Source organism: Streptomyces pacificus (genome assembly GCF_011766325.1).
GTDB classification, from domain to species: domain Bacteria; phylum Actinomycetota; class Actinomycetes; order Streptomycetales; family Streptomycetaceae; genus Streptomyces; species Streptomyces pacificus.
This window is the reverse complement of record NZ_BLLG01000001.1, coordinates 568,196-589,309: the sequence shown is the minus strand read 5'-3', so window position 1 is coordinate 589,309 and position 21,114 is coordinate 568,196. Positions and strand designations below refer to the sequence as shown.

At 69.7% G+C, this 21,114-nt stretch carries 29 protein-coding genes; 26 read left to right on the top strand and 3 right to left on the bottom strand.

The window, feature by feature from the left end:
* Positions 1 to 34 precede the first annotated feature (34 nt).
* The 3 genes from SCWH03_RS02535 to SCWH03_RS02525 form a co-directional block, all read right to left on the bottom strand.
* Positions 35 to 775 (bottom strand): hypothetical protein, encoded by a 741-nt coding sequence (locus tag SCWH03_RS02535; RefSeq protein WP_173261110.1) that lies wholly within the window; start codon positions 773 to 775, stop codon positions 35 to 37.
* Positions 720 to 941 (bottom strand): hypothetical protein, encoded by a 222-nt coding sequence (locus tag SCWH03_RS02530; RefSeq protein WP_254076505.1) that lies wholly within the window; start codon positions 939 to 941, stop codon positions 720 to 722. Before SCWH03_RS02530 ends, SCWH03_RS02535 begins: the two co-directional genes overlap by 56 nt.
* 265 nt (positions 942 to 1,206) lie before the next feature.
* Positions 1,207 to 1,503 (bottom strand): hypothetical protein, encoded by a 297-nt coding sequence (locus tag SCWH03_RS02525; protein WP_173261109.1) that lies wholly within the window; start codon positions 1,501 to 1,503, stop codon positions 1,207 to 1,209.
* A 362-nt stretch (positions 1,504 to 1,865) separates the two neighbouring features.
* Between SCWH03_RS02525 and SCWH03_RS02520 the strand changes: the two genes are divergently transcribed.
* The 26 genes from SCWH03_RS02520 (at position 1,866) to SCWH03_RS02395 (ending at position 21,112) form a co-directional block, all read left to right on the top strand.
* Positions 1,866 to 2,621, top strand: coding sequence for a GntR family transcriptional regulator (locus tag SCWH03_RS02520; RefSeq protein ID WP_254076504.1), 756 nt, complete (start codon positions 1,866 to 1,868; stop codon positions 2,619 to 2,621).
* A 145-nt stretch (positions 2,622 to 2,766) separates the two neighbouring features.
* Entirely contained in the window at positions 2,767 to 2,985 is a 219-nt protein-coding gene (locus SCWH03_RS02515; protein ID WP_173261106.1) for a MerR family transcriptional regulator, read from the top strand.
* A complete protein-coding gene (locus SCWH03_RS02510) occupies positions 2,985 to 3,269 on the top strand; it encodes a hypothetical protein (RefSeq protein WP_173261104.1) in 285 nt (94 codons plus the stop codon). The genes SCWH03_RS02515 and SCWH03_RS02510 overlap by 1 nt, the downstream gene beginning before the upstream one ends.
* 247 nt (positions 3,270 to 3,516) lie before the next feature.
* Entirely contained in the window at positions 3,517 to 3,723 is a 207-nt protein-coding gene (locus SCWH03_RS02505) for a hypothetical protein (RefSeq protein ID WP_173261102.1), read from the top strand.
* Between the two features lie 24 nt (positions 3,724 to 3,747).
* Positions 3,748 to 3,915 carry a hypothetical protein gene (locus tag SCWH03_RS02500; protein ID WP_173261100.1) on the top strand — a complete coding sequence of 56 codons (168 nt, stop codon included), beginning with the start codon at positions 3,748 to 3,750 and terminating at the stop codon, positions 3,913 to 3,915.
* A gap of 84 nt (positions 3,916 to 3,999) precedes the next feature.
* Positions 4,000 to 4,194: a hypothetical protein gene (locus SCWH03_RS02495; protein ID WP_173261098.1), complete on the top strand. Its 195-nt coding sequence runs from the start codon at positions 4,000 to 4,002 to the stop codon at positions 4,192 to 4,194.
* Between the two features lie 86 nt (positions 4,195 to 4,280).
* The gene (locus SCWH03_RS02490) at positions 4,281 to 4,463 is read left to right on the top strand and encodes a hypothetical protein (protein WP_173261096.1); all 183 of its coding nucleotides are present in this window, start codon (positions 4,281 to 4,283) and stop codon (positions 4,461 to 4,463) included.
* Positions 4,464 to 4,484: 21 nt separating this feature from the next.
* Positions 4,485 to 5,732: a hypothetical protein gene (locus tag SCWH03_RS02485; RefSeq protein WP_173261094.1), complete on the top strand. Its 1,248-nt coding sequence runs from the start codon at positions 4,485 to 4,487 to the stop codon at positions 5,730 to 5,732.
* Complete coding sequence (locus SCWH03_RS02480) at positions 5,729 to 7,903, top strand: FtsK/SpoIIIE domain-containing protein (RefSeq protein WP_173261093.1); 2,175 nt, start codon at positions 5,729 to 5,731, stop codon at positions 7,901 to 7,903. Before SCWH03_RS02485 ends, SCWH03_RS02480 begins: the two co-directional genes overlap by 4 nt.
* Before the next feature lie 172 nt (positions 7,904 to 8,075).
* Positions 8,076 to 8,504: a hypothetical protein gene (locus tag SCWH03_RS02475; protein ID WP_173261091.1), complete on the top strand. Its 429-nt coding sequence runs from the start codon at positions 8,076 to 8,078 to the stop codon at positions 8,502 to 8,504.
* A gap of 387 nt (positions 8,505 to 8,891) precedes the next feature.
* Positions 8,892 to 9,302 carry a helix-turn-helix domain-containing protein gene (locus SCWH03_RS02470; protein ID WP_173261089.1) on the top strand — a complete coding sequence of 137 codons (411 nt, stop codon included), beginning with the start codon at positions 8,892 to 8,894 and terminating at the stop codon, positions 9,300 to 9,302.
* Positions 9,303 to 9,376: 74 nt separating this feature from the next.
* Positions 9,377 to 10,261, top strand: a complete 885-nt coding sequence (locus SCWH03_RS02465) for a hypothetical protein (RefSeq protein ID WP_173261087.1) — start codon at positions 9,377 to 9,379, stop codon at positions 10,259 to 10,261.
* Positions 10,262 to 10,946: 685 nt separating this feature from the next.
* The gene (locus SCWH03_RS02460) at positions 10,947 to 11,162 is read left to right on the top strand and encodes a hypothetical protein (RefSeq protein ID WP_173261085.1); all 216 of its coding nucleotides are present in this window, start codon (positions 10,947 to 10,949) and stop codon (positions 11,160 to 11,162) included.
* A gap of 297 nt (positions 11,163 to 11,459) precedes the next feature.
* Positions 11,460 to 11,729, top strand: coding sequence for a hypothetical protein (locus SCWH03_RS02455; protein WP_173261083.1), 270 nt, complete (start codon positions 11,460 to 11,462; stop codon positions 11,727 to 11,729).
* Positions 11,730 to 11,992: 263 nt separating this feature from the next.
* Complete coding sequence (locus SCWH03_RS02450) at positions 11,993 to 12,457, top strand: hypothetical protein (RefSeq protein WP_254076503.1); 465 nt, start codon at positions 11,993 to 11,995, stop codon at positions 12,455 to 12,457.
* The gene (locus tag SCWH03_RS02445; protein ID WP_173261081.1) at positions 12,447 to 14,063 is read left to right on the top strand and encodes a hypothetical protein; all 1,617 of its coding nucleotides are present in this window, start codon (positions 12,447 to 12,449) and stop codon (positions 14,061 to 14,063) included. The genes SCWH03_RS02450 and SCWH03_RS02445 overlap by 11 nt, the downstream gene beginning before the upstream one ends.
* 14 nt (positions 14,064 to 14,077) lie before the next feature.
* Entirely contained in the window at positions 14,078 to 15,535 is a 1,458-nt protein-coding gene (locus tag SCWH03_RS02440; RefSeq protein WP_173261079.1) for a phage portal protein, read from the top strand.
* On the top strand, positions 15,532 to 16,605 hold the full coding sequence (locus tag SCWH03_RS02435; protein WP_173261077.1) for a hypothetical protein: 1,074 nt from the start codon (positions 15,532 to 15,534) through the stop codon (positions 16,603 to 16,605). The genes SCWH03_RS02440 and SCWH03_RS02435 overlap by 4 nt, the downstream gene beginning before the upstream one ends.
* A gap of 62 nt (positions 16,606 to 16,667) precedes the next feature.
* Positions 16,668 to 17,360 (top strand): hypothetical protein, encoded by a 693-nt coding sequence (locus SCWH03_RS02430; protein ID WP_173261075.1) that lies wholly within the window; start codon positions 16,668 to 16,670, stop codon positions 17,358 to 17,360.
* A complete protein-coding gene (locus SCWH03_RS02425; protein WP_173261073.1) occupies positions 17,357 to 17,551 on the top strand; it encodes a ribosomal-processing cysteine protease Prp in 195 nt (64 codons plus the stop codon). The genes SCWH03_RS02430 and SCWH03_RS02425 overlap by 4 nt, the downstream gene beginning before the upstream one ends.
* Positions 17,548 to 18,873, top strand: a complete 1,326-nt coding sequence (locus tag SCWH03_RS02420) for a major capsid protein (RefSeq protein ID WP_173261071.1) — start codon at positions 17,548 to 17,550, stop codon at positions 18,871 to 18,873. The genes SCWH03_RS02425 and SCWH03_RS02420 overlap by 4 nt, the downstream gene beginning before the upstream one ends.
* A 54-nt stretch (positions 18,874 to 18,927) precedes the next feature.
* The gene (locus SCWH03_RS02415; RefSeq protein ID WP_173261069.1) at positions 18,928 to 19,263 is read left to right on the top strand and encodes a hypothetical protein; all 336 of its coding nucleotides are present in this window, start codon (positions 18,928 to 18,930) and stop codon (positions 19,261 to 19,263) included.
* A gap of 13 nt (positions 19,264 to 19,276) precedes the next feature.
* On the top strand, positions 19,277 to 19,912 hold the full coding sequence (locus SCWH03_RS02410) for a hypothetical protein (RefSeq protein WP_173261067.1): 636 nt from the start codon (positions 19,277 to 19,279) through the stop codon (positions 19,910 to 19,912).
* Positions 19,909 to 20,325 (top strand): DUF6093 family protein, encoded by a 417-nt coding sequence (locus SCWH03_RS02405; protein WP_173261065.1) that lies wholly within the window; start codon positions 19,909 to 19,911, stop codon positions 20,323 to 20,325. The genes SCWH03_RS02410 and SCWH03_RS02405 overlap by 4 nt, the downstream gene beginning before the upstream one ends.
* Positions 20,322 to 20,714 (top strand): hypothetical protein, encoded by a 393-nt coding sequence (locus tag SCWH03_RS02400; RefSeq protein ID WP_173261063.1) that lies wholly within the window; start codon positions 20,322 to 20,324, stop codon positions 20,712 to 20,714. Before SCWH03_RS02405 ends, SCWH03_RS02400 begins: the two co-directional genes overlap by 4 nt.
* Positions 20,711 to 21,112, top strand: a complete 402-nt coding sequence (locus tag SCWH03_RS02395) for a hypothetical protein (protein ID WP_173261061.1) — start codon at positions 20,711 to 20,713, stop codon at positions 21,110 to 21,112. Before SCWH03_RS02400 ends, SCWH03_RS02395 begins: the two co-directional genes overlap by 4 nt.
* Positions 21,113 to 21,114: the final 2 nt, after the last annotated feature.

Here is a 21,114-nt window from a genome sequence, read left to right as displayed (position 1 = left end):
CGCCCCGACCCGACCGGGTCGGGGCCCTCTCGCTTTACGGCCAGTACAGCTTGACCTTCTCAGGCGACACCCGCGGCCCGACCACAGTCGGCGGGTGCACCGTGTACCCCAACGTGCGCAACACTTCCACCGCAGCGTCAGGCGCATCGCGGACCGCCGACATCAACTGGATCTCCCGCCAGTTCCTCAGATGCTCGCCGATCACCGTTCGCCACGTCGCCGTCGTGTCGATGGCGAACTCCCGCTTCAGGAAAAGCAGCACGTCCTCGAGCGCCGGCCGCATTCGGTGACCACCCACAGGCAGGTGCATCTCCGACAAGCGCGGCAGCTTCCGCCGCCGAAACCCCTCCCGCGGCCTGCCGGTGTCGGCCAGCCTCAGCAGGTAGGCCATCTCGTCTCGGTGCGCGTGCACCTGGATGTGCGCGCCTGGAGGTTCCTTGCTGTTCCGGACGTACTCGAAGCGGATCAGTGGATCGGATATGCCCGCGTAGTACACGTGAACGTCCGTCTGGTCCGTCGCCAGAAAGGTGCTGCTGCCGTCCCAGCAGCAGTAGTAGCGGGCTGTCAGGCTCAACACTGGCTCGCCGTTCACAGAGACCGGGATGCGCTGTTCCTTCTCGTCCGCCGTCATCGGCGAAACCCTCACGCGGTGGCCCATGTTCAAGGCAGCAAAAGGCGGGGTGCCCTCGCCTAGGACACCCCGCGTCAGTGCAGTCAGATCATCGGCGAACGTGGTCGCCAGCTCGTCGAGCCTCGACATCCCCTCGGCAGTCACCGGCGAGAAGGTAGTCGATGCCCTCGATTGTGTGCCACACGTCCAGCTCATCCATCGACAAGCTGTACACTTCGGCCCGGTCACGCAGCTGCTCGTAGGACATGCCGACCTCGGCCAGCAGTCTGGCCCGCTGCTCCCGTAGCTGCTCCGGTGTCTTGTGAATCACCGTCGTCATCACGAACCCCCAATTCGTCGCTGGCCGCCAGTCAAGCAGCATCCGCTGACATCCAGCTGGGCGCCCCGCGGATACAGCATCCGACCGAGTGAAGCCCACACAGTGGATACCCGCAAGCCTGCGGATGGAAGCGCAGGTCACAGCGTCAATCTCGTCACACGAGTGAGCCTCGGTCGCATTACTCCGCCCCCACCCCGATGCCGCCGCAGCGCCCCGCACCGGACATCCGGGCGGGGCGGCTCTCGTGCGTCCGGGGTCAGGCGGCGTTCTCCAACTCAATGAACGCCATCTCCGCTGGCCAGTCGTCGACCTCGACGCCGTACCACTTGGCCAGCAGGCCGCGCGCTGCGAGGTCTCGCTCAAGCTCGTTCATGCCGGCCGGAAGGGCGATGAGGAGGCCCCAGTCGCGTCGCAGCATGCCGCCGAGGAAGTTCGGGTCGTCCGACGGAATCTCCACGATCCGGGCGTCCAGCTTGTCCAGCAGCTCATCCAGCGGGGTGGCGAGAAAGCCCCACGAACTGAAGTCAAGCAAGGGCGCAGCAGGTAAACTCATGGGCAGACCTTCTCTCTGCTAGGAGTGGGTGAAGATCGGCGAGGTGCGAACTCGCCGTTCGAACCGGCCGGACGGGTGCGAACCGTCCGGCCGTTCGCGTGACTGGCTACGCGCGAAGAAGCCCATTCCGCCGCGCGGCTTGGTGGGCAATCCTTCGTTCGTGAGCGGGCATCAATTCTCCTCTCGGGCTGCATGCCGATTGACCGTCGATCGCTTGCTGTGACGCGTCGACTACTGAGGACAGTAGCGCTCTAGAGCAATCCATGGCTAGCCGTCCGGCGAACCTCGAAGGACTGGACTCCCGGCCACTGCACTACAGCGGGTAGCGTTGCTCTGGATGGATTCGTCATGGAGGAGGTCACGTGCCGCGTAAGCCCGGCGAGCCGCTGAAGTATATGGAGGTCGCCGATGACCTGCGTAGGCGCATCGGCGAAGGAGAGTTCCCTCCGGGAAGCAAGTTGCCCCCCGAGCGGAAGCTGGTCGAGCAGTACAGCCGGTCGCCCGGGACGATTCGGCAGGCACTGGCAGTCCTGCGCGAGGAAGGCATCACTGAGTCCCGGGTCGGCTCCGGCGTCACCGTCAGGCAGTGGCGGCCAATCGTTCGGAACGCACTGAAGCGCGTGCTGGCGGATCAGTGGGGCGAGGGCAAGTCGATCTGGGACGTAGACATCGAAGACCGAACCTTGATTGCCGACGGGGTTCGAGTCGAGCAGCTGCGCGCCGAGCCCGACGTAGCGGCCGCGCTGGGTATTGAGCAGGGTGAGCTTGTATGCCGCCGAGACCGCCGCTACCTCGTCGATGGCGTACCCGTGCTCCGGGCGACATCCTTCATCTCCGATGACCTGGCCCGCGGTACACGGATCATGCAGCACGACACCGGGGATGGCGGCGTATTCGCCCGGCTGGCCGAGGTCGGGCATAAGCCGGCCCGGTTCCGTGAGGACCTCCGCTGTCGGATGCCTTCGGCTCGCGAGGTCGAGGACCTGCGGCTGCCGCCATCGACGCCGGTTGTGGAGCTGGTGCGCTACGCATACGACTCGGCCGACCGGGTAGTGGAGGTCAACCGAATGATTCTGGACGCGTCTCGGTACTTGCTGAGGTACGACTTCTCTTCCTGACCTGCCGTCTTGAGCCCCCGCCGTTGTCGGCGGGGGCTTTCTTGTTGGCCGGAATCCCATTGAGTGCACCAGTGCGCATTGATTGCACCCGTGCAATCTGCCAGGCTCTAGGTGTCAGCCCCAGTCGACCGCAGGGGAGCACCCAGTGACGCCTTCTTCCGCCGCCCCCGTGAGCGGCTACCTGACCACCGGAGAGGCCGGCGCCCGCATTGGCGCCACCTCCAACTACGTCCGCGAACTCATCCGCGCCGGCCACCTCGACGCCATCGATATCGGCACCGGTGACCGCTCTCGCTTCCGAGTGGCCATTGCCTCCGTCGACCAGTTCCTCGCCGAGCGCGCCGTACCGAAGCAGGCCGCGTGATGGCCGCCGCCCTTCCCGCCCCGGTCCGCAGCCTCCTCGCCGCGATCGCGGAGACCCTCGACGTGCCGGCCCCGGCGCCCGGCCGCGACGCGGAGGTCGCGTACCGGCTCCTCGTCGAGGACCGCGCCCGCGTCGTGCGCGTCATCCTCCACGGCATCCTCACGGGCGACGAGACCCGCGACATCGACTGGGACGCCCGCTACCTCCGTGAGCGTGCCGCCGAGCGCCCGGTCACGTACCGCACCCTCGACCAGGCCCTCGACGGCAACGACGGCCAGTCGTGACCGGAGACGTCGCCCGCCGTATCGAGCGGGCCAAGGAAGCCGGCCGGGCCGCCGAGGCTGCCCGCAAGGCCGCCGCCCAGCAGAAGGCCCAGCGCCGCTAGCCCCCCTTCAGGCCGCCGGTCCGGGGCTTCACCCCTCCCTCTCCCGCGCCCCGGGCCGGCACCCCCGCGGCCGCGTCGGCGGTGACCACACCCGCCCGCCGACGCGGCCAGCCACCCCATCCGCATGACCACCGGAAGGCACAGCCATGACCCAGCAGGGCAGCCACCACTACATCCTCACCCTCGACCGCCCCGGCCGGACCGGGGTCACCAGCCACGGCACCTTCACCCCGCTGCCCGGCGAGACCCGCGCCGACGCGTTCAGCGCGATCAAGGAGCACGTCGTCCAGCAGCACCCCGACATGGCCGGAGCCGTCACCAGCTTCTTCGCCATCGAGCCGAACCAGCTCTGACCCACCCCCCCCAGGAGGACCGTCATGCCGCACGCCCTGCTCACCGACGTACTCGACGTCTACGAGTACCGGCTCGCCCTCGAGACCCGCCTGGAGATCGCACTCGGCACCGGCGACCAGCTCGAGCAGCGCCGCGTCGAAGCCCTCATCTCCGACCACGACCAGCGCCACGGCACCCCCGCCGCCGCCTGAGGGCTGCCTGTCCTGCCCGGCGCGTCCGGGCGGGGCGGGGAGCCGGACAGACCGCCGGCGCCACCAATCCGAGAGGAGCCCGTCATGGGCCTGTTCAGCCGCAAGCCGGAGCCGAAGGGCTACCAGCCCACCAACGCCGAGATCGACGAAGCCGGGAAGCAGCTCGCCAACGGCAGCCACCACGCCGCCTGGGACCTCACCCTCCACTCCGGCGACTACCAGCAGCAGACCGCCATGCGGATCCTCGGCGCCACCGTCGACCACACCCCCCAGGACTGACCGCTGTCCGCCGGGCCCGACACCGCGCGGGCCCGGTCGAGGAGAACGCGTCAGACACCCGACCCGACCACCCCAGAGGTTCACCCGTGAAGCCGCTCTTCTGGAGCCTCGCCGCCCTGGCCGTGCTGCTGCTCTTCCCGACCATCGGCACCGACCTGATCACCCCCGCCCTCAACTGGGCCGCCTCCCAGCCGATCCTCATCGGCTTCGGCCTCGGCCTCGCCGCCATGCCCCACCTCCGCAAGACCCGCCCCGTCAAGACCGCCTAACCCAGAAAGGAACCGATCACCGTGAGCAGCTGGCGAGAGCAGCGGCGCCTCGACGCCGCCGCAGACCGCGCCGAGGCGCGACGCGACGCGGACGCCCGCGAGCAGCGGCGCCTCAAGGCCCAGGAAGCCGCCGACAACCGGCGCCGCGCCGAACGCCGCGCCGACAAGGAAGAGAAGCGCGCCGACAAGGCCCAGGCCCGCCGTGACCGCGCCCAGCGCCGGCAGGCCCGCGCTGCGAAGCGCGAGAAGACCCTCACCCCCGGCAACGTGTACAGGCGCGGAACGCTCCTCCTCGTCGCCTTCTCCGCCGCCGCGTCCCTCCCGGCGCAGATCATCCACTTCGTTTCGATCTCGTGGATGCTCCTGCCGGTTGGTCCGGCGCTTGAGGGCGCCGCGTGGGTCATGGCCGCGGGTGTGGCCTACGCCGACGAGCGGAAGCTGCCCGTCTGGGTCCGCTGGCTGCTTCGTGGTCTGTCCATGGGCGCGGCCGGGTTCGCCGCCCACATCAACTACCAGTACGGGCTCAGCCTCACCGACCACGGCCTCACCGCCGCTGAGGCGCAGATGGTCGGCTTCGGTCTCGCCGCAGTCACCATGGGTGGCCCGCTGTTCTTCGAGGTGCGCCAGTGGGTGCTCACCCTGTCGGCCGCCGTGGTGAACCCGAAGCAGCGCGCGGAGGGGAAGGCCCGCCGCCGCCAAGAGAAGGACCGCCGGAAGACGTTCAAGGACGTCGTCACCCGGCAGAAGGAGATCCTCCTCGCCGCCCCGTTCGGGACGATCACCCCCGAGAAGGCGTGGGCCCAGGCGTGGTGGGACGTCAAGGGCGCGCCGCTCACCGTCACCGCCGACGTGATCGCCGACAGGCTCGACGCCGAAGCGGATGTGTCCTACGTCCTCGACCAGGCCGAGCGGACCCCGGAGCGGCTCGCTGTCGAGCACCTCCTCGCCGACATCTTCGGCTACGGCGGTGGCGACGGTGGCCCGTCCGGGACCGCTACCGGCGTCCCGGAGGGCGGGCCGCGCGGAGGGGCTCCCAAGGCCCGTACAGCCCTTGGGGGTAAAGGGAAGCGCCCGGTTTCGGGATCGTCCGAGGAGGCCCCCGTCAAGCCCCTCGAAGAGGCCGACCTGAAGGCCGTGCGGAAACTCGCCGAAGCGCTCGGCGGAGTCGACCGCCTGTCCGCCCGGAACGTCCGCGAAGCGATCGGCTGCCGGAACGAGTACGCGCTGCGACTGCGTGACGCAGTCCGCTCCGAGGGAGGCCAGCAGTGACCATCGAGACGACCCCCAGTAGCAGCAGCGACCCCGAGTGGGAGGGCATCGTCGCCGGGCTCCTCGCCGCCCCCGCGACAGTCGCCGACCCCATGGGCGACACACCCCTCACCCCGCCCTGGGTCAAGACCCGGACCGGGTGGAAAGCCCGCGCCAAGGTCGGCCGCGCCAACTCCACCCGCGGGTTCCGCCGCTGGCTCCGGAGGCAGGCCGGCGAGCACGGCCACGCCGCCCAGACGTGGCGCGGTATCGCCCGCACCGCACTCTGGGTCCAAGGCGTCGAAGGCACCCAGGTCCTCGCAGCCCGGCACGAAGTCCAGCACACCCAGCGCGACTACAAGGCCGCCAAGTGGGCCCACGACAAGCGCCTCATCCCCGGCAAGGAGAAGGACAAGCGCCGCAAGGAGATGGAGAAGGCGTTCGACGAGTCGACCAAGGCCCTCGCCGACTACAGGAGGGCCCGTACCGAGGCCAGGGTGAAGCGGGCCGCCCGCGCCACCGCGGCCCTCGCGCCGGTCGCCGCCACCGAGGGCGCCGGGCTGTACTTCCTCGGCGCCCCGGGCGGGATCCTCGCCACCGGGGCGACCCTCGCCGCGCTCGCCCTCCTCGGCCGCCGCACCACCGCCGGCGAGCTCTACACCGACCGCGACGCGAAGATCGGCGACGGCGACCGCATGACCGACGACATGATCGACCGCGCGTTCCGTGACGCTGGCATCATCAAGGTCGACCAGGCCGTCGTCTTCCGCTCCCCGGTCATCCAGGACGGCGCCGCATGGCTCGTCCACGTCGAAGTCACCGGCGGCATCACCGTCGCCGACGTCCAGAAGAAGACCGGCCCCCTCGCCTCCGCACTCGGTATCCCCCGCCACCAGATGGACATCCGCCACGAAGGCCGCGAGGACCAGTTCAGCCTCTGGGTGTCCATGACCGACCCGTTCGGGCGCACCGCCACCAACCCGCTCATCGGCACCACCGCCAAGGTCAACGCGTGGCGCGACGGGCTGCCCCTCGCCTTCGACAAGCGCGGCGCGATCGTCCTCGCCACCATCTCCGACTACAGCCTCCTCGTCGGCGGCACCACCCGGTCCGGCAAGGGCATGGCCATCGCGAACATCCTCGTCGGCGCCATGCTCGACCCCCGCATCCGCGTCCGCCTCTTCGACGGCAAGGGCACCGGCGAGTACGTCGGCATTGCCGAATCCCTCGACACGTTCGTCCGCCGCAACCCCGAACGGCTCCTGCAGTTCCTCAAAGTCCTCGCCGCCGAGCTGGAGCGCCGCACCGAGATCCTCGTCGACCTCGGCGTGTCCAAGGCGACCGAGGACCTGCTCGAGCAGCTGGGCGGCATCGAACTCGTCATCGTCGACGAGCTCGCCACTTACACCGTGAAGGGCGGACTCAACGGGCAGCACGCCGAGGAGATCGTCGAACTGCTGGCGCAGATCGCTGCCGTCGGCGCCGCGGTCGGGATCGTCCTGGTGCTGGCCACCCAGTCCCCGAAGGTCGACGTGGTGCCGTCCCGCCTGCGCGGCAACTGCGCTGGTCGCTGGTCGATGCGTGTGGAGTCCGCGACCGCGTCGAACACGATCCTCGGCGACGGCGCCGCGGGTGACGGCTACGACTCCAGCAAGATCGAGAACAGCAAGGGGACTCGAGGCCGCGGCTGGCTCACGACCCCTGATACCGGATTCATCGAAGCCCGCTCCCTGTTCGTCGACGTCGAGAACGGCGACCTCCGCAAGGCCGCCACCGCCGGCCTCGAACTCCGCCAGGCCGCCGGCCGCGCACCCGGCCACTGCCCCGACCCGATCGAGGGCCAGCTCGCCGCCGAGACCGGCATCTCTATGGCCGCCGGCGGGCCGACCGGGAAAGGAACCGCCGTCCAGGCCGAGACCGAGCCGGACATCCTCGACCACCTCATCAAGGCGGCGACCGCGACCGGGGAGGAGAACCTGTCCCGCGCCGAAGCGTTCGCCTACCTGGCCGGGGTCGACGACGAGTTCGCCCGGGGCCCGGAAGAGGTGGACGCCGCCTACGTCACCCGCGTCGGGAGTCTCGTCAAGGCCCGCCTCGACGACCTCGGCGTCGATGTGCCTGTAGCCACCGTGCAGCGCGGCTCCCAGCGTCCACGCGGTTGGCGACTGGCCGACCTCCTCGCCGCCCGATAGATCCCTATTCGCCGGGTGCATGTGGGGTGCGCAAGGCTGCATACGCCCAGCTCAGAGGGTGCACGCAGGCTGCGCACCCCGCCAGGAGGCGGCACGGCCGCGCGCAGCCTCCCATAGCGGCAGACACTCACCAAGCAGAGCCCAAACCAGCCCAAACCGTCCCGAGGGAGCCATGGCCACCCAGCCCGACCCCCACCTGATCGCCGCCGTCGAGGAGGCCCTCACCACCCCCACGTTCCACCGGGACGACACCCCGCTCCCGCGCTACGGCACCACCCCACCTATCCCGCAGCCGGGAGCCCCGCCGATGTCGCCCCGCACCACCGAGGTCGCCCGCGCCGTAATGCTCGGCAGCCTCGCCACCGTGCCGCCCGGCCTCATTGCCATCGGCATCCTCGTCGCCTCCGAGCACGCCAACCCGACCGTCATCGGCATGATCTGCGCCGCGCCCGCCGCCGTCGCCGCACCCATCTGGGCCCTCGCCCGACTCGTCAAAGCCAGCACCAAGAGCGAGCACCACCACCACTACACCGGGCCCGTCCGGCAGCAGACCGTGACCAGCCACAGCCGGTGGCTCGGCAAGACCACCAACAACATGTGACCCACACCCCACCCCCCCTACCCGCGGCCCTGGCCCTCCCCGGTCGGGGCCGCTGGTTGTGCACGGGCCATCCACCGCTCAGTCCCCGGCGACCGCACCGGACGCAGCGACGGCACCAACCCATAGTCCCGACACAAGCGGGCCAGCTGATCCGCGCACTCCTCGCGGCTGTCCGCCTGCACGCTGAACACCGTCGCCATGACGAGCAGTCTGGCGGGCGCGCCCGCCCGCCGACCGGGGAACGCCCGGCAATGACCGGAACGAGGCCTTGACGGATCCACTTGATCTCAAGGCCGTTATGCACTCATACTGCAGTTGTGCGCCACACGTGTGCCCACAGAGACCCCACGCCTCGGCTGGGGTCTTTCGCGTTACGGGAGGTGGAACGTGGCAGTCGAGATCATCAAACTCTCCGACGGCACCGCCACCCTCACCGCGACCGGAGCAGCCGAACACGCCGGAGTCGAACGGCCCACCGTCTACTCGTGGATCCGCCGCTACAAGATCCCCGTCGTCGGCAAGCACGACAACGGGCAGAACCTGTACCGGCTCGCAGACATCGCCCGCGCCGAGAAGTCCACCCGCGCCGGAGCCCGCCGCAACGTCGGCCTGCGCACCGTAGCCACCCACGAGATCGCCGACCACGAAGCGGTCCTCGTCCGGCTCGACTGCCAGCACCTGAAGATCCTGAGCGACCGGCACGGGCCCACACCCGACCGGGCCGTCGCCTGCTTCGAATGCTCCGAGCAGCGCCGCATCGCCTACGTCGTCACCGGGCAGACCGCCCGCGCAGCCTGAGCCAGGGCCCCGACGTCCCGCTACCCCGAGCCCACGCCAGGCAGCGGGACACCGATGAACCGCAGGGAGGTGCCATGGCCCTCCCGATTGGGCTGTCCACGGTCACGGTGTCAGGTTCCTTCAAGGCCCCGGACGGCACAGCCCGCAAGGGCAAGCTGCTCTTCACCCCCGAGCCGGCGATCCTCACCTCCGCCACGCACGACACCCTCGTGCTCGGTACGACCGTCGCGACGCTCGACGTCGACGGTGCCTTCACGGTGACGCTCCTCGCCACCGACGATGCGGACGTCACCCCGACCGGGTGGACCTATCGAGTCACCGAGAGGTGGCATGACGCCCCCGGACGCTCCTACCCGCTGTCGCTCCCGGCCGCGGCGCCGGCCGTCGACCTGGCCGACGTCACCCCCACCGCACCAGCCGAGGGCGAATACGTCGTCATCACAGGGCCCCAAGGCCCGCCCGGCAGCGAAGCCGACGCCGAGGCCTACACCGACGCAGCCGTAGCCGCCCACGCGGCCGCCACCACAGCCGTGCACGGCATCCCCGACACCGCGGCCCTCGAGACCACCAGCGGCGCCACAGCGAAGGTCACCACCCACGCGGCCGCCACCGACCCGCACGGCGACCGGGCCTACGCCGATGCGACGTTCGCCACCATCACCGTCGTCACCACACTCAGCGGAGACGTCAGCAACCTCGACAGCTTCGTCCAGGACTGCCTCACCCGCGTCGCCAACATCGAACAAGGCGTCGCGTTCCTCGCCGCCGTCAACACCAGCCTGCTCAGCGTCGCCAGCAAGCACACCCTCGACGGCACCCTCGACCGCCTCGGCTTCCACGGAGTGGCACCCGTCGCACGACAAGCCATCACCGGCAGCCGCAGCGACGGAACCGCCCTCACCAGCCTGCTCACCGCCCTACACACCCTCGGACTCATCACCGACAACACCACGGCGTGACGGCGTGAAGAGCGACTACTGCTCCGACCGATCCACGCCGTCAGATCCGCGGCGCCACGGGCGCCCATCGCCTCCCGGCCGCAGCGTCACCTCAGGCGCAGGCCCGAGCCGACGCATCCTCGTCGTCGCCACCACGGCGCCGAGCATGAGCAGCCCGCCCACCACCAACGGGCCGACCATAAAACGCATCACCACCCCGGCCATGAAGACCACTAGGCCCACCACGAAAACGGCCAGCGCACCATCCGACCTCTGTGACATTCCATCCCCCTTGCCCTAGGCGGGACAGAGTACGGATCGGAGGCGCTCATGCCCAGAAGAGCAGGATGGCGCGTGTGCAGCCGACCCGGGTGCGGCGAGTTCACCGACCAAGGCGGACGGTGCGACGGATGCCGGTCGGAGGCGGAGCAGCGTCGCGGCACCGCCCGGCAGCGCGGCTACGACCGCGAGCACGAGCAGCGGTTCAGGCCAGGAGTCCTCGCCAAGAACCCGACGTGCGTGCTCTGCGGCCAGCGCCCCAGCGTCCACGCCGACCACCATCCGCTCAGCCGCCGAGAGCTGGTCCAGCAGGGCCTCGACCCGCACGACCCCAGGCGCGGGCGTGGTCTGTGCGGACCATGCCACTCCAGCGAAACCGCAAAAGCTCAGCCGGGCGGCTGGCATCAGCGGCAGGAAGGGTGCCGCGGTGAGTGACACACGAGTCGTACTGGTCAAACCGGGTGACCTGCTCCTGATCGGCAACGTCGGAGAGCTTGACACCGACACGCTGTACGAGCAGGTGCCCCAACTCCTGGAGAACATCAAGACGGCCCTTGGTCTGGCTGGCGTCGTCATCTTCGAGGGCGACATCGATCTCGCCGCCGCGACTCCGCCAATGAAGGCGGACACATGTCGGGCCTGACCATCCCTCCGGAGGTCATCCCCCTCCACCTGCCCGAGCTGCGGGCCTGGGTGGAGGCCAATGGCCTGGACCCCCACGACCTTCCCATGTGCCACCCCATCCGGGTGGAGGAGGGGGAGGGCGGTGCGGTCATCCGGTACCGCGCTTTCGTGCGCGACGCCGACGGGAGGAAGCAGGTCGATCCGGGCAACCCCGACGAGGTGTGGACCGAGGAGCGCACCGTACCCTGCGCCGTCCCGCCACCGCGCCTTGGAGGCAGTGCCACCTCGGCGCCCGAGCAGAGAGGCGGAGCGGGGCGTGAGCGAGTGGGGCGAGGACGCGGCAGCCGAGGCCAGGCCCATCGGTGACCTGATCGACGGGCTCGGGATCGAGGCGCACGTCGGAGACGACGAGCTCGTCGCCGGCGCCATCGTCCTCCTCAAGGTCGTCGAAGTCGACGGATCGACACGGCTCAGCGTCTCGCACAGCGACGGACTCGGCTGGATCGAGCGCTCCGGCATGCTGCGGATCGCAGAGCAGGCCGAATCTGGCCCCGCGAGGCACGAGCAGGTACCCGACGAGGGCTGACGGGGCAACGGCTCTGCCCCTCGTCGGGGCGACCGCGGCGAGACGCGCCACTGCAGATGGTCACCCGGGCCAGGTCCGGGCGTCACCGAGCGTGGCGATCGACGAGTTGAGGGGTGGGGCGGGATCCCCTTGGAGATCTTCCGCAGGACCGCCGGGGAGGGCCGCTCCTGGTCGGTCAAGATCAAAACGCCCAAGTAGATCATCACCGGACACGCAACGTGACGGTGCGATAGCCGCGCAACGCGGCAACGGGAGTGATCAACATGGCGAGTGGAGGAGCACGAGCACGCTCCGGGCCTGCTCCGGACCCGAACGCGCTGAGGCGCGACCGGGACGCCGGCGAGTGGACGGTTCTCGACGGCGGCCGCACTGGCAAGCCCCCGGCCTGGCCTCTGAGTGAGCAGAGCGCCAGGGAGGCCGAGTTGTGGGCCGACCTGTGGGCGAAGCCGCAGGCCATCATGTGGGAGCGGTTTGGTCAGGAGCTTGAGGTGGCGCTCTACGTTCGGCGCTTCACCGAGGCCGAGCTGATGGATTCCCGCGTCAACCTGTCGACGCTGGTCCGGCAGATGGCGGACTCGCTTGGGCTGACGACACCAGGGATGAGGGCGAACCGCTGGCGGATCGCCGCAGAGGAGTCGGCTCCGGCGAAGCCTGCCGGCCGTGGTCGGACCGTGGCGGCGAAGTCGTCGCGGTCGCGGCTGAAGGTCGTCCCCGGCGATGGCGGCTGACGAGTTCGTCGTCGACTTCCCCACGCTGTGGGTTGCCTGCGACTGGATCGAGCGGCACTGCGTGGTCCCGGACGGGTTCCGCAAGGGCGAGCCGTTCCAGATGTACGACTGGCAGCTGTGGTGCACGGCGAACTTCTACAGGGTCAAGCCGCAGGCCAAGCTCGGGCAGTTGGCGCCCGCGTTCCACTACCGGCGTTCGCAGTGTGTGGCCCCGCAGAAGACCGGCAAGGGGCCGTGGACTGCGGCGATATGCGCGAACGAAGGTGTCGGGCCGGCGGTGTTCGACGGCTGGGCCGAGGGCGGGGAAGTCTACGACTGCCGTGCCCACGGTTGCGGCTGCGGGTGGCTGTACGAGTACGAGCCGGGCGAGCCGATGGGCATCCCGTGGCCGACACCGCTGGTGCAGATCACGGCGTTCTCGGAGGAGCAGACGGACAACGTCTACCGCCCGCTCCAGAGCATGATCCGTAATGGTCCGCTCGGTGAGTTGATGCGGGTGGGTGAGCAGTTCATCCGCCTGCCTGGCGACGGTCGTATCGACGTGGTCACGTCGTCCGCGCAGTCTCGTCTGGGTAACCCGGTGACGTTCGTTTTGCAGGACGAGACGCAGCTGTGGACAGTCGCGAACAAGATGGACCGGGTTGCGGACACTCAGCGCCGCGGTGCTGCGGGTATGGGCGGCCGGACGATGGAGACGACGAACGCGTGGTCGCCGTCGGAGTCGTCGGTGGCGCAGCGCACGTCGGAGGCGAAGGCCAAGGACATATTCCGCTTCCATCGGACGCCACCCGCGTCGCTGAAGTACACGAACAAGGCGGACCGGCGGAAGATCCACCGCTACGTGTATGCGGGCTCCACGCACGTCGACCTCGACGCGATCGAGGCCGAAGCGATGGAGCTGATGGAGACCGATCCGGAGCAGGCGGAGCGGTTCTTCGGGAACCGGGTCGTGTACGGCAAGGGCTCGTGGATGAACGGCGATGCCTGGGATGCTCTCGCGGCCGTTCGGGAGGTTCCGGACGGCACGACGGTGGTGGCCGGTTTCGACGGCTCCGATGTCGATGACCACACGGCGCTTCGGCTGGAGACCCTGGACGGCTACCAGTTCACCCCGACCTACGGCCCGGACAGCCTGCCGACGATGTGGAATCCGGCTGACTATGGCGGTCAGGTTCCGCGGCTCGAGGTCTCTGCTGCTGTCGATGAGGTGTTCGCCCGGTTCAACGTGATCCGCTTCTACGGGGATCCGCCGTACTGGGAGTCCGAGATGGATGCGTGGGCGGAGAAGCATGGCGAGAAGCGCGTGATTCGCTGGTACACGTACCGGACGGTGCAGATGCATGCGGCGGCGGAGCGGCTGCTGACGGACGTGAGCAAGGTGGGCACGGGGTTCAGGCATGACGGTTGCCCGATCACTGCTGTGCACGTGAGGAACGCGAGGAAGGCGGCCCGCACGGGCGGCCGGTATGTGCTGAGCAAGGCGAGCCCGACTCAGAAGATCGACGCGGCGTTGCCGAGCATCCTCGCTCACGAAGCGGCGGGTGACGCTGTTGCTGCTGGCCAGGCGAAGCCGCGGAAGAAGTCCAGGATGCTGATCATGCGATGAGGGCGAGGTGAGCTGTGGCGCGCACCGAGCTGGAGTGGCTGAAGCATCTGATCCGGTGCCACGACGGGGAGAAGCCGGATCTGAGGCTGCTGGACTCGTATTACGAGGGCGAGCAGCCGCTGTCGTATCTGGCGCCGGAACTCGAGGCGGAGATGGATGCCCGGATCCGGCAGGTGGTCGTGAACTGGCCGCAATTGGTGGTCGATTCCCTTGAGGAGCGTCTCGATGTGGAGGGGTTTCGCTTCCCGGGTGAGGCGGAGGCTGACGGGGAGCTGTGGCGGATCTGGCAGGCGAATCGTCTGGATGCCGGGAGCCATCAGGGGCATTTGGACGCGCTGGCCATGCGCAGGGCGTATGTGATCGTGGGCGCGCGGGAGGATGACCCGGATACGCCGCTGATCACGGTGGAGTCTGCGATGGATGTGTTCGCGGAGCATGACCCGCGGACGGGGGCCCTGGCTGCGGCGGTGAAGCGCTGGTGCGAGGAGCTCCCCGACGGCTCCGAGATCGACCACGCCACCTTGTACCTCCCGCAGTCCACGTCCTGGTGGACGAAGGACAAGGCGGGCGCGTGGGTGGAGGACGTGGACGCGGAGGGCGAGAGCAGGCGCGACAGCCACGGGCTCGGCGAGGTGCCTGTGGTGCCGCTCGCCAATCGGGCGAGGCTGAAGAAGCCCGGCGGCGTGTCCGAGTTGAAGGCGGTCATTCCGCTGTCGGACGCCGCTTGCAAGATCGCCACGGACATGATGGTCAGCGCGGAGTACCACGCCACCCCGCGGCGGGTGGCGTTCGGTTTCGGTGAGGAGGACTTCCAGGACCAGGACGGCCGTCCTGTGTCGGCTTTCTCCCGGATCATCGGCCGCGTGTGGGCCACCGAGCGGCGCCGCGGTTCGGGTGAGGACGGCGGCGCGGACGTGGTCCAGTTCCCCGAGGCACAGCTGAAGAACTTCCACGACACGATCAACCAGCTCGCCCGCCTGGTCGCCTCCTTGGCGGGCCTTCCGCCGCACTTCCTCGGCTACAGCAGCGAGAATCCGGCGTCGGCGGACGCCATCCGCTCGTCGGAGTCGCGGCTGGTGAAGCGCGCGGAGCGCCGCCAGCGCGAGTGGGGCGAAGCGTGGGAGCAGGTGATGCGCCTCGCGCTGCGGATCCGGGACGGCGTGTGGGATCCACGGGTGATGTCGCTGGAGACGATCTGGCGGGACGCTTCGACGCCGACAGTCGCACAGAAGGCCGATGCGGCGGTGAAGCTCCACACGGCGAAGATCGTGCCGCTGCGGCAGACCCGCGAGGACATGGGCTACACGCAGGCGCAGATCGCGCGCATGGAGGAGGCCGACGAGGCCGCCGCCCAGAGCGCCATGGCCCGCATTCTGGCCGGCGACCTGGCGGCTCTGGAGGCCGGCCCGAAGCCGCCTGCCGAGGATGAGGACGAGGACGAGCCCACTTCTGAGCCTGTGGATGCGGCGTGACGACCGCCCCGGAGCGTCTGGGCGCGGTCGAGCTGGCTGAGGCCTACTACGTGGCCCTCTCGGGGCTGTCGCGGCGGACCGCGGACCGGGTCCAGTTGCTGTGGCGGGAGTTGGACCGGAGGGACCTGACGGGCTCGTGGGAGGCGCTGGTGGGTCCGCGGATCGTGGAGACGGTCACAGCGGGCCAGGCGGCTGCAGCGGCGCTTGCGGACCCGTACCTGAGCGGCGTGGTGGCGGCGGACGGCGCGGACCCGGCGGTGGGCAGCCGGGTCCGGCCGGGCGCCTTCGCCGGATACGCGGCGGACGGCAGAAGTCTGGAGAGCCTGCTGTATCTGCCGGTGGTGACGACGAAGCAGGCGATCGGCGCAGGCATGTCCGACGTGGACGCGATGATGCGGGGGCTGAATCAGCTGCTGCGCATGGCCGCGTCGGAGGTCACGGATGCCAGCCGCAGCGCCACCGGGGCCGGGATCACCGGCAGGCGCACGATCCAGGGCTACATCCGGATCGCGACGTCTCCTTGCTGCGCCCGCTGTGCGATCTTGTCGGGGAAGGAGTTCGGCTGGAACCGCGGTTTTCAGCGGCATCCGCGCTGCGACTGTGTACACATGCCGGCGACGCTGATCGCCCGCGGTCGAGGGGGCCGCGGGCGTGGCCTGCCGGATCGGCCGGGAACGGTCACCAACGCCAAGGACTACTTCAACTCGCTGTCGCGGCGCGACCAGGATCGGATCTTCACCATTGCCGGGGCGCGGGCGATCAGGGACGGCGCCGACATCACGTCAGTGGTGAACGCGCGCCGCGGCATGTACACGGCCGACGCCTACCGGCGGCGCGTGGCTGCGACCCGGGAGGGTACGACCCGGCGGGGCGCGTTCTACCGGGCCGAGAGGCGCAGGGTGGAGGAGCGGACCGGTACCCGGTTCGCCCGCGACCGCATCGAGGCGCGGCGCGGTCTGCCTGGGTTTCAGCTGCGGACCCCTCGGCTCCTCCCTGAGGAGATCTACAGGCTCGCCGCTACTCGTGATGAGGCCATCGCGATGCTGCGGCGCTTCGGCTACATCGACTAGCCGAAATCTCGAGGCCACGCGCAAGGCGCGGTCTGTTCCTCTACTCCGCAATGGAGATCACTGTGCAGAGCACACGACAGAGCTGGCCGCCCGCTGCCCATGGCGCGGACTGGTTCCGGCTGAACAGGCACGACGACCCCGAGCCGGCAGAGTCGCCGGAGCCCAAGGGAGATCCGGCCCCGGCAGACGATCCGGAGCCGGACCCTGGCCCGGAGGGCGCCGACAAGCTCGGCGACGCCGGCAAGAAGGCCCTCGACGCAATGAAGCGCGACCGCGCGGAGGCGAAGAAGGCTCACGCTGCGGAGAAGAAGCGCGCCGACGACCTGGCCCGCAAGGTGGCCGAGTTCGAGGACCGCGACAAGTCTGAGCTGGAGAGGGCGACCAATAAGGCCGAGGCGGCGGAGAAGCGCGCCGAAGCTGCCCTGTCGAGGGCACTGAAGGCCGAGGTGCGGGCCTTGGCGTCTGCCGAGTTTGCCGACCCGGAGGATGCTGCGGCGTTCCTCGACCTGTCGCAGTACGCCACCGACGGCGACATCGACACCGACGGGCTGCAGGACGCTCTGGCTGAGCTGCTGGAGCGGAAGCCACACCTGCGCAAGCAGGCCGCGGCCGAGCCGGAGCCCAAGAAGACCACTCCGAAGCCGGACCCGTCGCAGGGCACCCGGAAGGATCCTGCCCCGGTCGACTACCGCACCGCCCCGCGGGAGCAGCTGCAGCAGCGGCTGGCCGAGTTCGGGGTTCGCCTGCGTCGATGATCCGCATCCGTGCCCGGCTGGGCGACGGCCGTACCTCGATCGAGGTCGACGGCCACGAGGGCCATGTCGAGAGCGGGCGGGTCTGCGCCGCGGTGTCGGCCGTCACCCATACCGCGCTGCTGGGGCTGGAGGAGCTGGCCCGGCAGCATCCGGACCTCGTGTCCGTCGAGATCACAGAGGAGACATCATGAGCACCACTGTCAAGCGGTCGTGGTTCCGGCTCGACCGGCACGACGTCAGGTCGACGCTGCCCGCGTCGATCAGGGCGATGATGCAGGACGGCACGCTCGACGGCATGTTCCGCGAGTCGCTGGCCCCGGAACTGCTCTTCCCGCAGATCGCGGACGTGGAGCCGTGGCAGGGCGCCAAGGGCGACACGAAGATCATGACCCGGAACGGGCTCATGACACCCGACCCGACGCCGACCACTGGCTCGGACGCGTCCGCCGGCTCGTACAGCATCGAGCAGTGGACCGTCACGATGGACCAGTACGGCAAGTCGATCGACACGGACCTGCTCGTCTCAAAGATGACGCAGGCGTCGAAGTACCTGAACGACGTGGGCCGGCTGGGCATCCACGCCGGGCAGACGATCAACCTGCTGGCCCGAAACAAGCTGTACGCCGGCTACGCGGGCGGACGGACCTACTGCCGCACAGCGGGCACCTCGGACTCGACCATCGAGGTAGCGTCCACGGACGGCTTCACGCACGTCCTCGTCAACGGCGTTCCGACCGCGGTGTCGGCAACGACCCCGCTGAACATCACCATCGAGGGTGTCGCGAACACGGTCACCGGCGTGGACACCGGCACCGGCACGCTGACCCTGGGCACGGCCCGCGTCGACGTCGCCGGTGACGCGGTGGTGTCCTCGCAGGCCCCCTACTCGGTGCGGGCGGGGTCCAGCAACGACACGGCGTTCGACCTCGCTGCCGGCGACCTGGCGACGTTCGCCGACTTCCGTGCCGCGGTGGCACGCCTGCGGCGCATGCACGTCCCCCCGGCCGAGGGCAGCAACTATGTCACCCACATCGACTCGGTCACCGAGTCGCAGCTTTTCGAGGACACCGAGTTCCAGAACCTGTACCGCGGTCGGGCGGACTCGCCCACCTACCGGGATCTGGCGATCGGCGTGTTCGGCGGCATCGTGTGGGTCCGCAACGAGGTCGTGCCGTACCTGACCACGTCGACGACCGGGTACGAGGACCTGTCCACGACCGTGCACCGCCCGATCGTGATGGGCTCGGGCGCCCTGATCGCGGCCCCGTTCGACAACCCGGCGGATCTGCTGCGGGAGACAGGCGTTGCGGACGTCCCCGAGATCTCCATGATCAACGTGTCGCCGGGTGTGGACGTGGCGCGGATCGTCCGTCCTCCGCAGGACCGTTACCAGCAGAACGTCTCCACGACCTGGTCGTGGGTCGGCGACTACGGCGTCCCGTCGGACTCGCTGGCGAACGGCGACTCGGCCCTGTTCAAGCGCGCGGTCGTGCTGGAGCACTCCGCCAACTGACCGCACGCCCCACCCGACCCCGTGGCCGGGTGGGGCCTCTGAGAGGAGGGTCTCGTGCGCGTCCGCGTCAACGAGAACATCAAGGTGTTCAGCGGGCACAAGCCCGTGCGGCTCGCCGCCGGGCAGGAGGTGGCCGGGGAACTGGCCGCCATGCTGCTGGAGCGGGCCCCGAGGAAGGTCACCCGGCTCGACGGTGAGCCCGAGAACGGCAGCAAGAGCTCCGACCAGCCGCCGGCCTCTCTGGAGGACGCGTCGACCGCCGCCGAGGTGCTGGACTGGGTCGGCGACGACCCCGACCGCGCCGCGGAAGCCCTCGAGGCGGAGGAGGCCGCGGACAAGCCGCGCTCCACGCTGGTCAAGCAGCTCAAGAAGATCGCCGAGCAGGACTGAGGGGGCGGTCACCGTGGCTCTTCCCCCGCTGGCGACGGTGGCCGACCTCGAGGCCGCGATGCAGCGCGACTCGGGCTCCCTGAACGAGTCCCAGGCGGAGCTGGCGCTGCGCCGCGCCTCTGCCCGGGTCCGCGCCCACACCCGGCAGGACATCACCCTCGTCGAGGGCGAGACGATCGAACTGCCGGGCGGGGAGCGGGTGCTGACCGTGCCGCAGCGGCCCCTCGTTGTCGACGAGTCGCATCCGCTGACCGTGGTGGAGCTCGGCATGCCGGGCGGTGTCGAGGTGACGCTCACCGAGAACACCGACTACACCCGGCTCGGGAACGAGCTGACCCGCGGCTACCCCTGGTGGTCGCCGACACGCACGATGGGCTGGCCGTGGCAGCAGCAGCCCGGCGTGTGGGCGCCGCGAGTGCGTGTCACCTACTCGCACGGCTGGAGCGACATCCCGGACGACATCATGGACATCGTGCTCGACCTGGCGTCGATGAACCTGGCCAACCCGGAGAACCTGCGCAGCATCAGCATCGACGACTATGCGAGGACGTTCGCGTCGGAGACGATCGGCAACGCCCGCCTCACCCCCGGTCACAAGGCCGACCTCCGACCGTACCGGCGGCCCGCCTTTTCGGTGAGGCCGTCGTGACCGCGCTCGATGCCGCTCTGGCGGCGGGCCGGCGTGAGGCCGAGGCTCTCATGGTCGACACGATCAGCCTGTACCGGTTGGGCCCGGACATCTTCGACCGGGACACCGGCATGACGGTGCCCGGCGCGGTCCTGGTGACCTTCTACACCGGCAAAGCCCGCGTGAAGCCCGCGCAGCTGGCGGTGTCGGAGGTGCAGGCCGGTGAGGAGGAAGTCCGTCTGCGCCAGTACCGCATCACCCTTCCGTTCGGCACGGAGCCGCCGGCCGCGGGGGAGCGCCCGAAGCCCGGGGACGTCGTCGACGTGACGGCCTCCGCAGACCCCCGCATGGCCGGTATGCGGCTGTGGGTGCAGAGCGTCCAGTACAGCGCCACGGCCACGGCATGGCGGATCATCGCGGAGGACCGGTCATGAGCATCAACGCCAACACGCGGCAGCTGGACGCGCTGGCGAGCGTGTTCCGGGTGAACGGGGTGCGGGCCCAGATCCAGGTGCGGGCGGTTGTCGCCCGCGGGGCGCTGAATGTCAAGAACGGGTGGCGGGCGAACGCCGCGGCCACGGCGGGCCGGCACGCGCGCCTGTACCCGTCCAGCGTCAGCTACGACATGAAGCCTCACCCCACCGGGGCGGCGGCGGAGATCGGCCCGGACAAGTCCCGCCCGCAGGGCGCGCTCGGGAACCTGCTGGAGTTCGGGTCGGTGAAGAACCCGCCGCACATGGACGGCGCGCGGGCGCTTGCAGCTGAGGCTGCCGAGTTCACGGCCCATGTGGCGGCGATCGGCGCGCAGATGGGCCGCGGATGAGTACCCCGGCTGTGCTGCCGCACCGGGATGGGATCGTCGCCGCGCTGGAGGCCGTGAACTTGGTGGTGGGTCGGGGCGCCGCTCCGGATCCTGTCCCGGCGTCGCGGATGTATGCGGTGGTGTACATGTCGCCGGGCCGGTCGGTGTCGGAGTCCCTCGCCGATCTGCGCACGAATTTCGACGCCCTGTTTCAGGTGACGGCGGTCGGCCCGGACGAGGAGCGCTGCCTGTGGGTGGCGGACCGGGTGCGGGCCGGGCTGCATGCCGGTGTCACGGTCGAGGGCCGTGCGGTGTGGAGGCCGGAGGAGATCGGCGGCCCTCCGGTCATCCGCGATGACGACGTCTCCCCGCCACTGTTCTTCCTCCCCATCCAATTCATGATCCGTTCCACGAGCTAGGA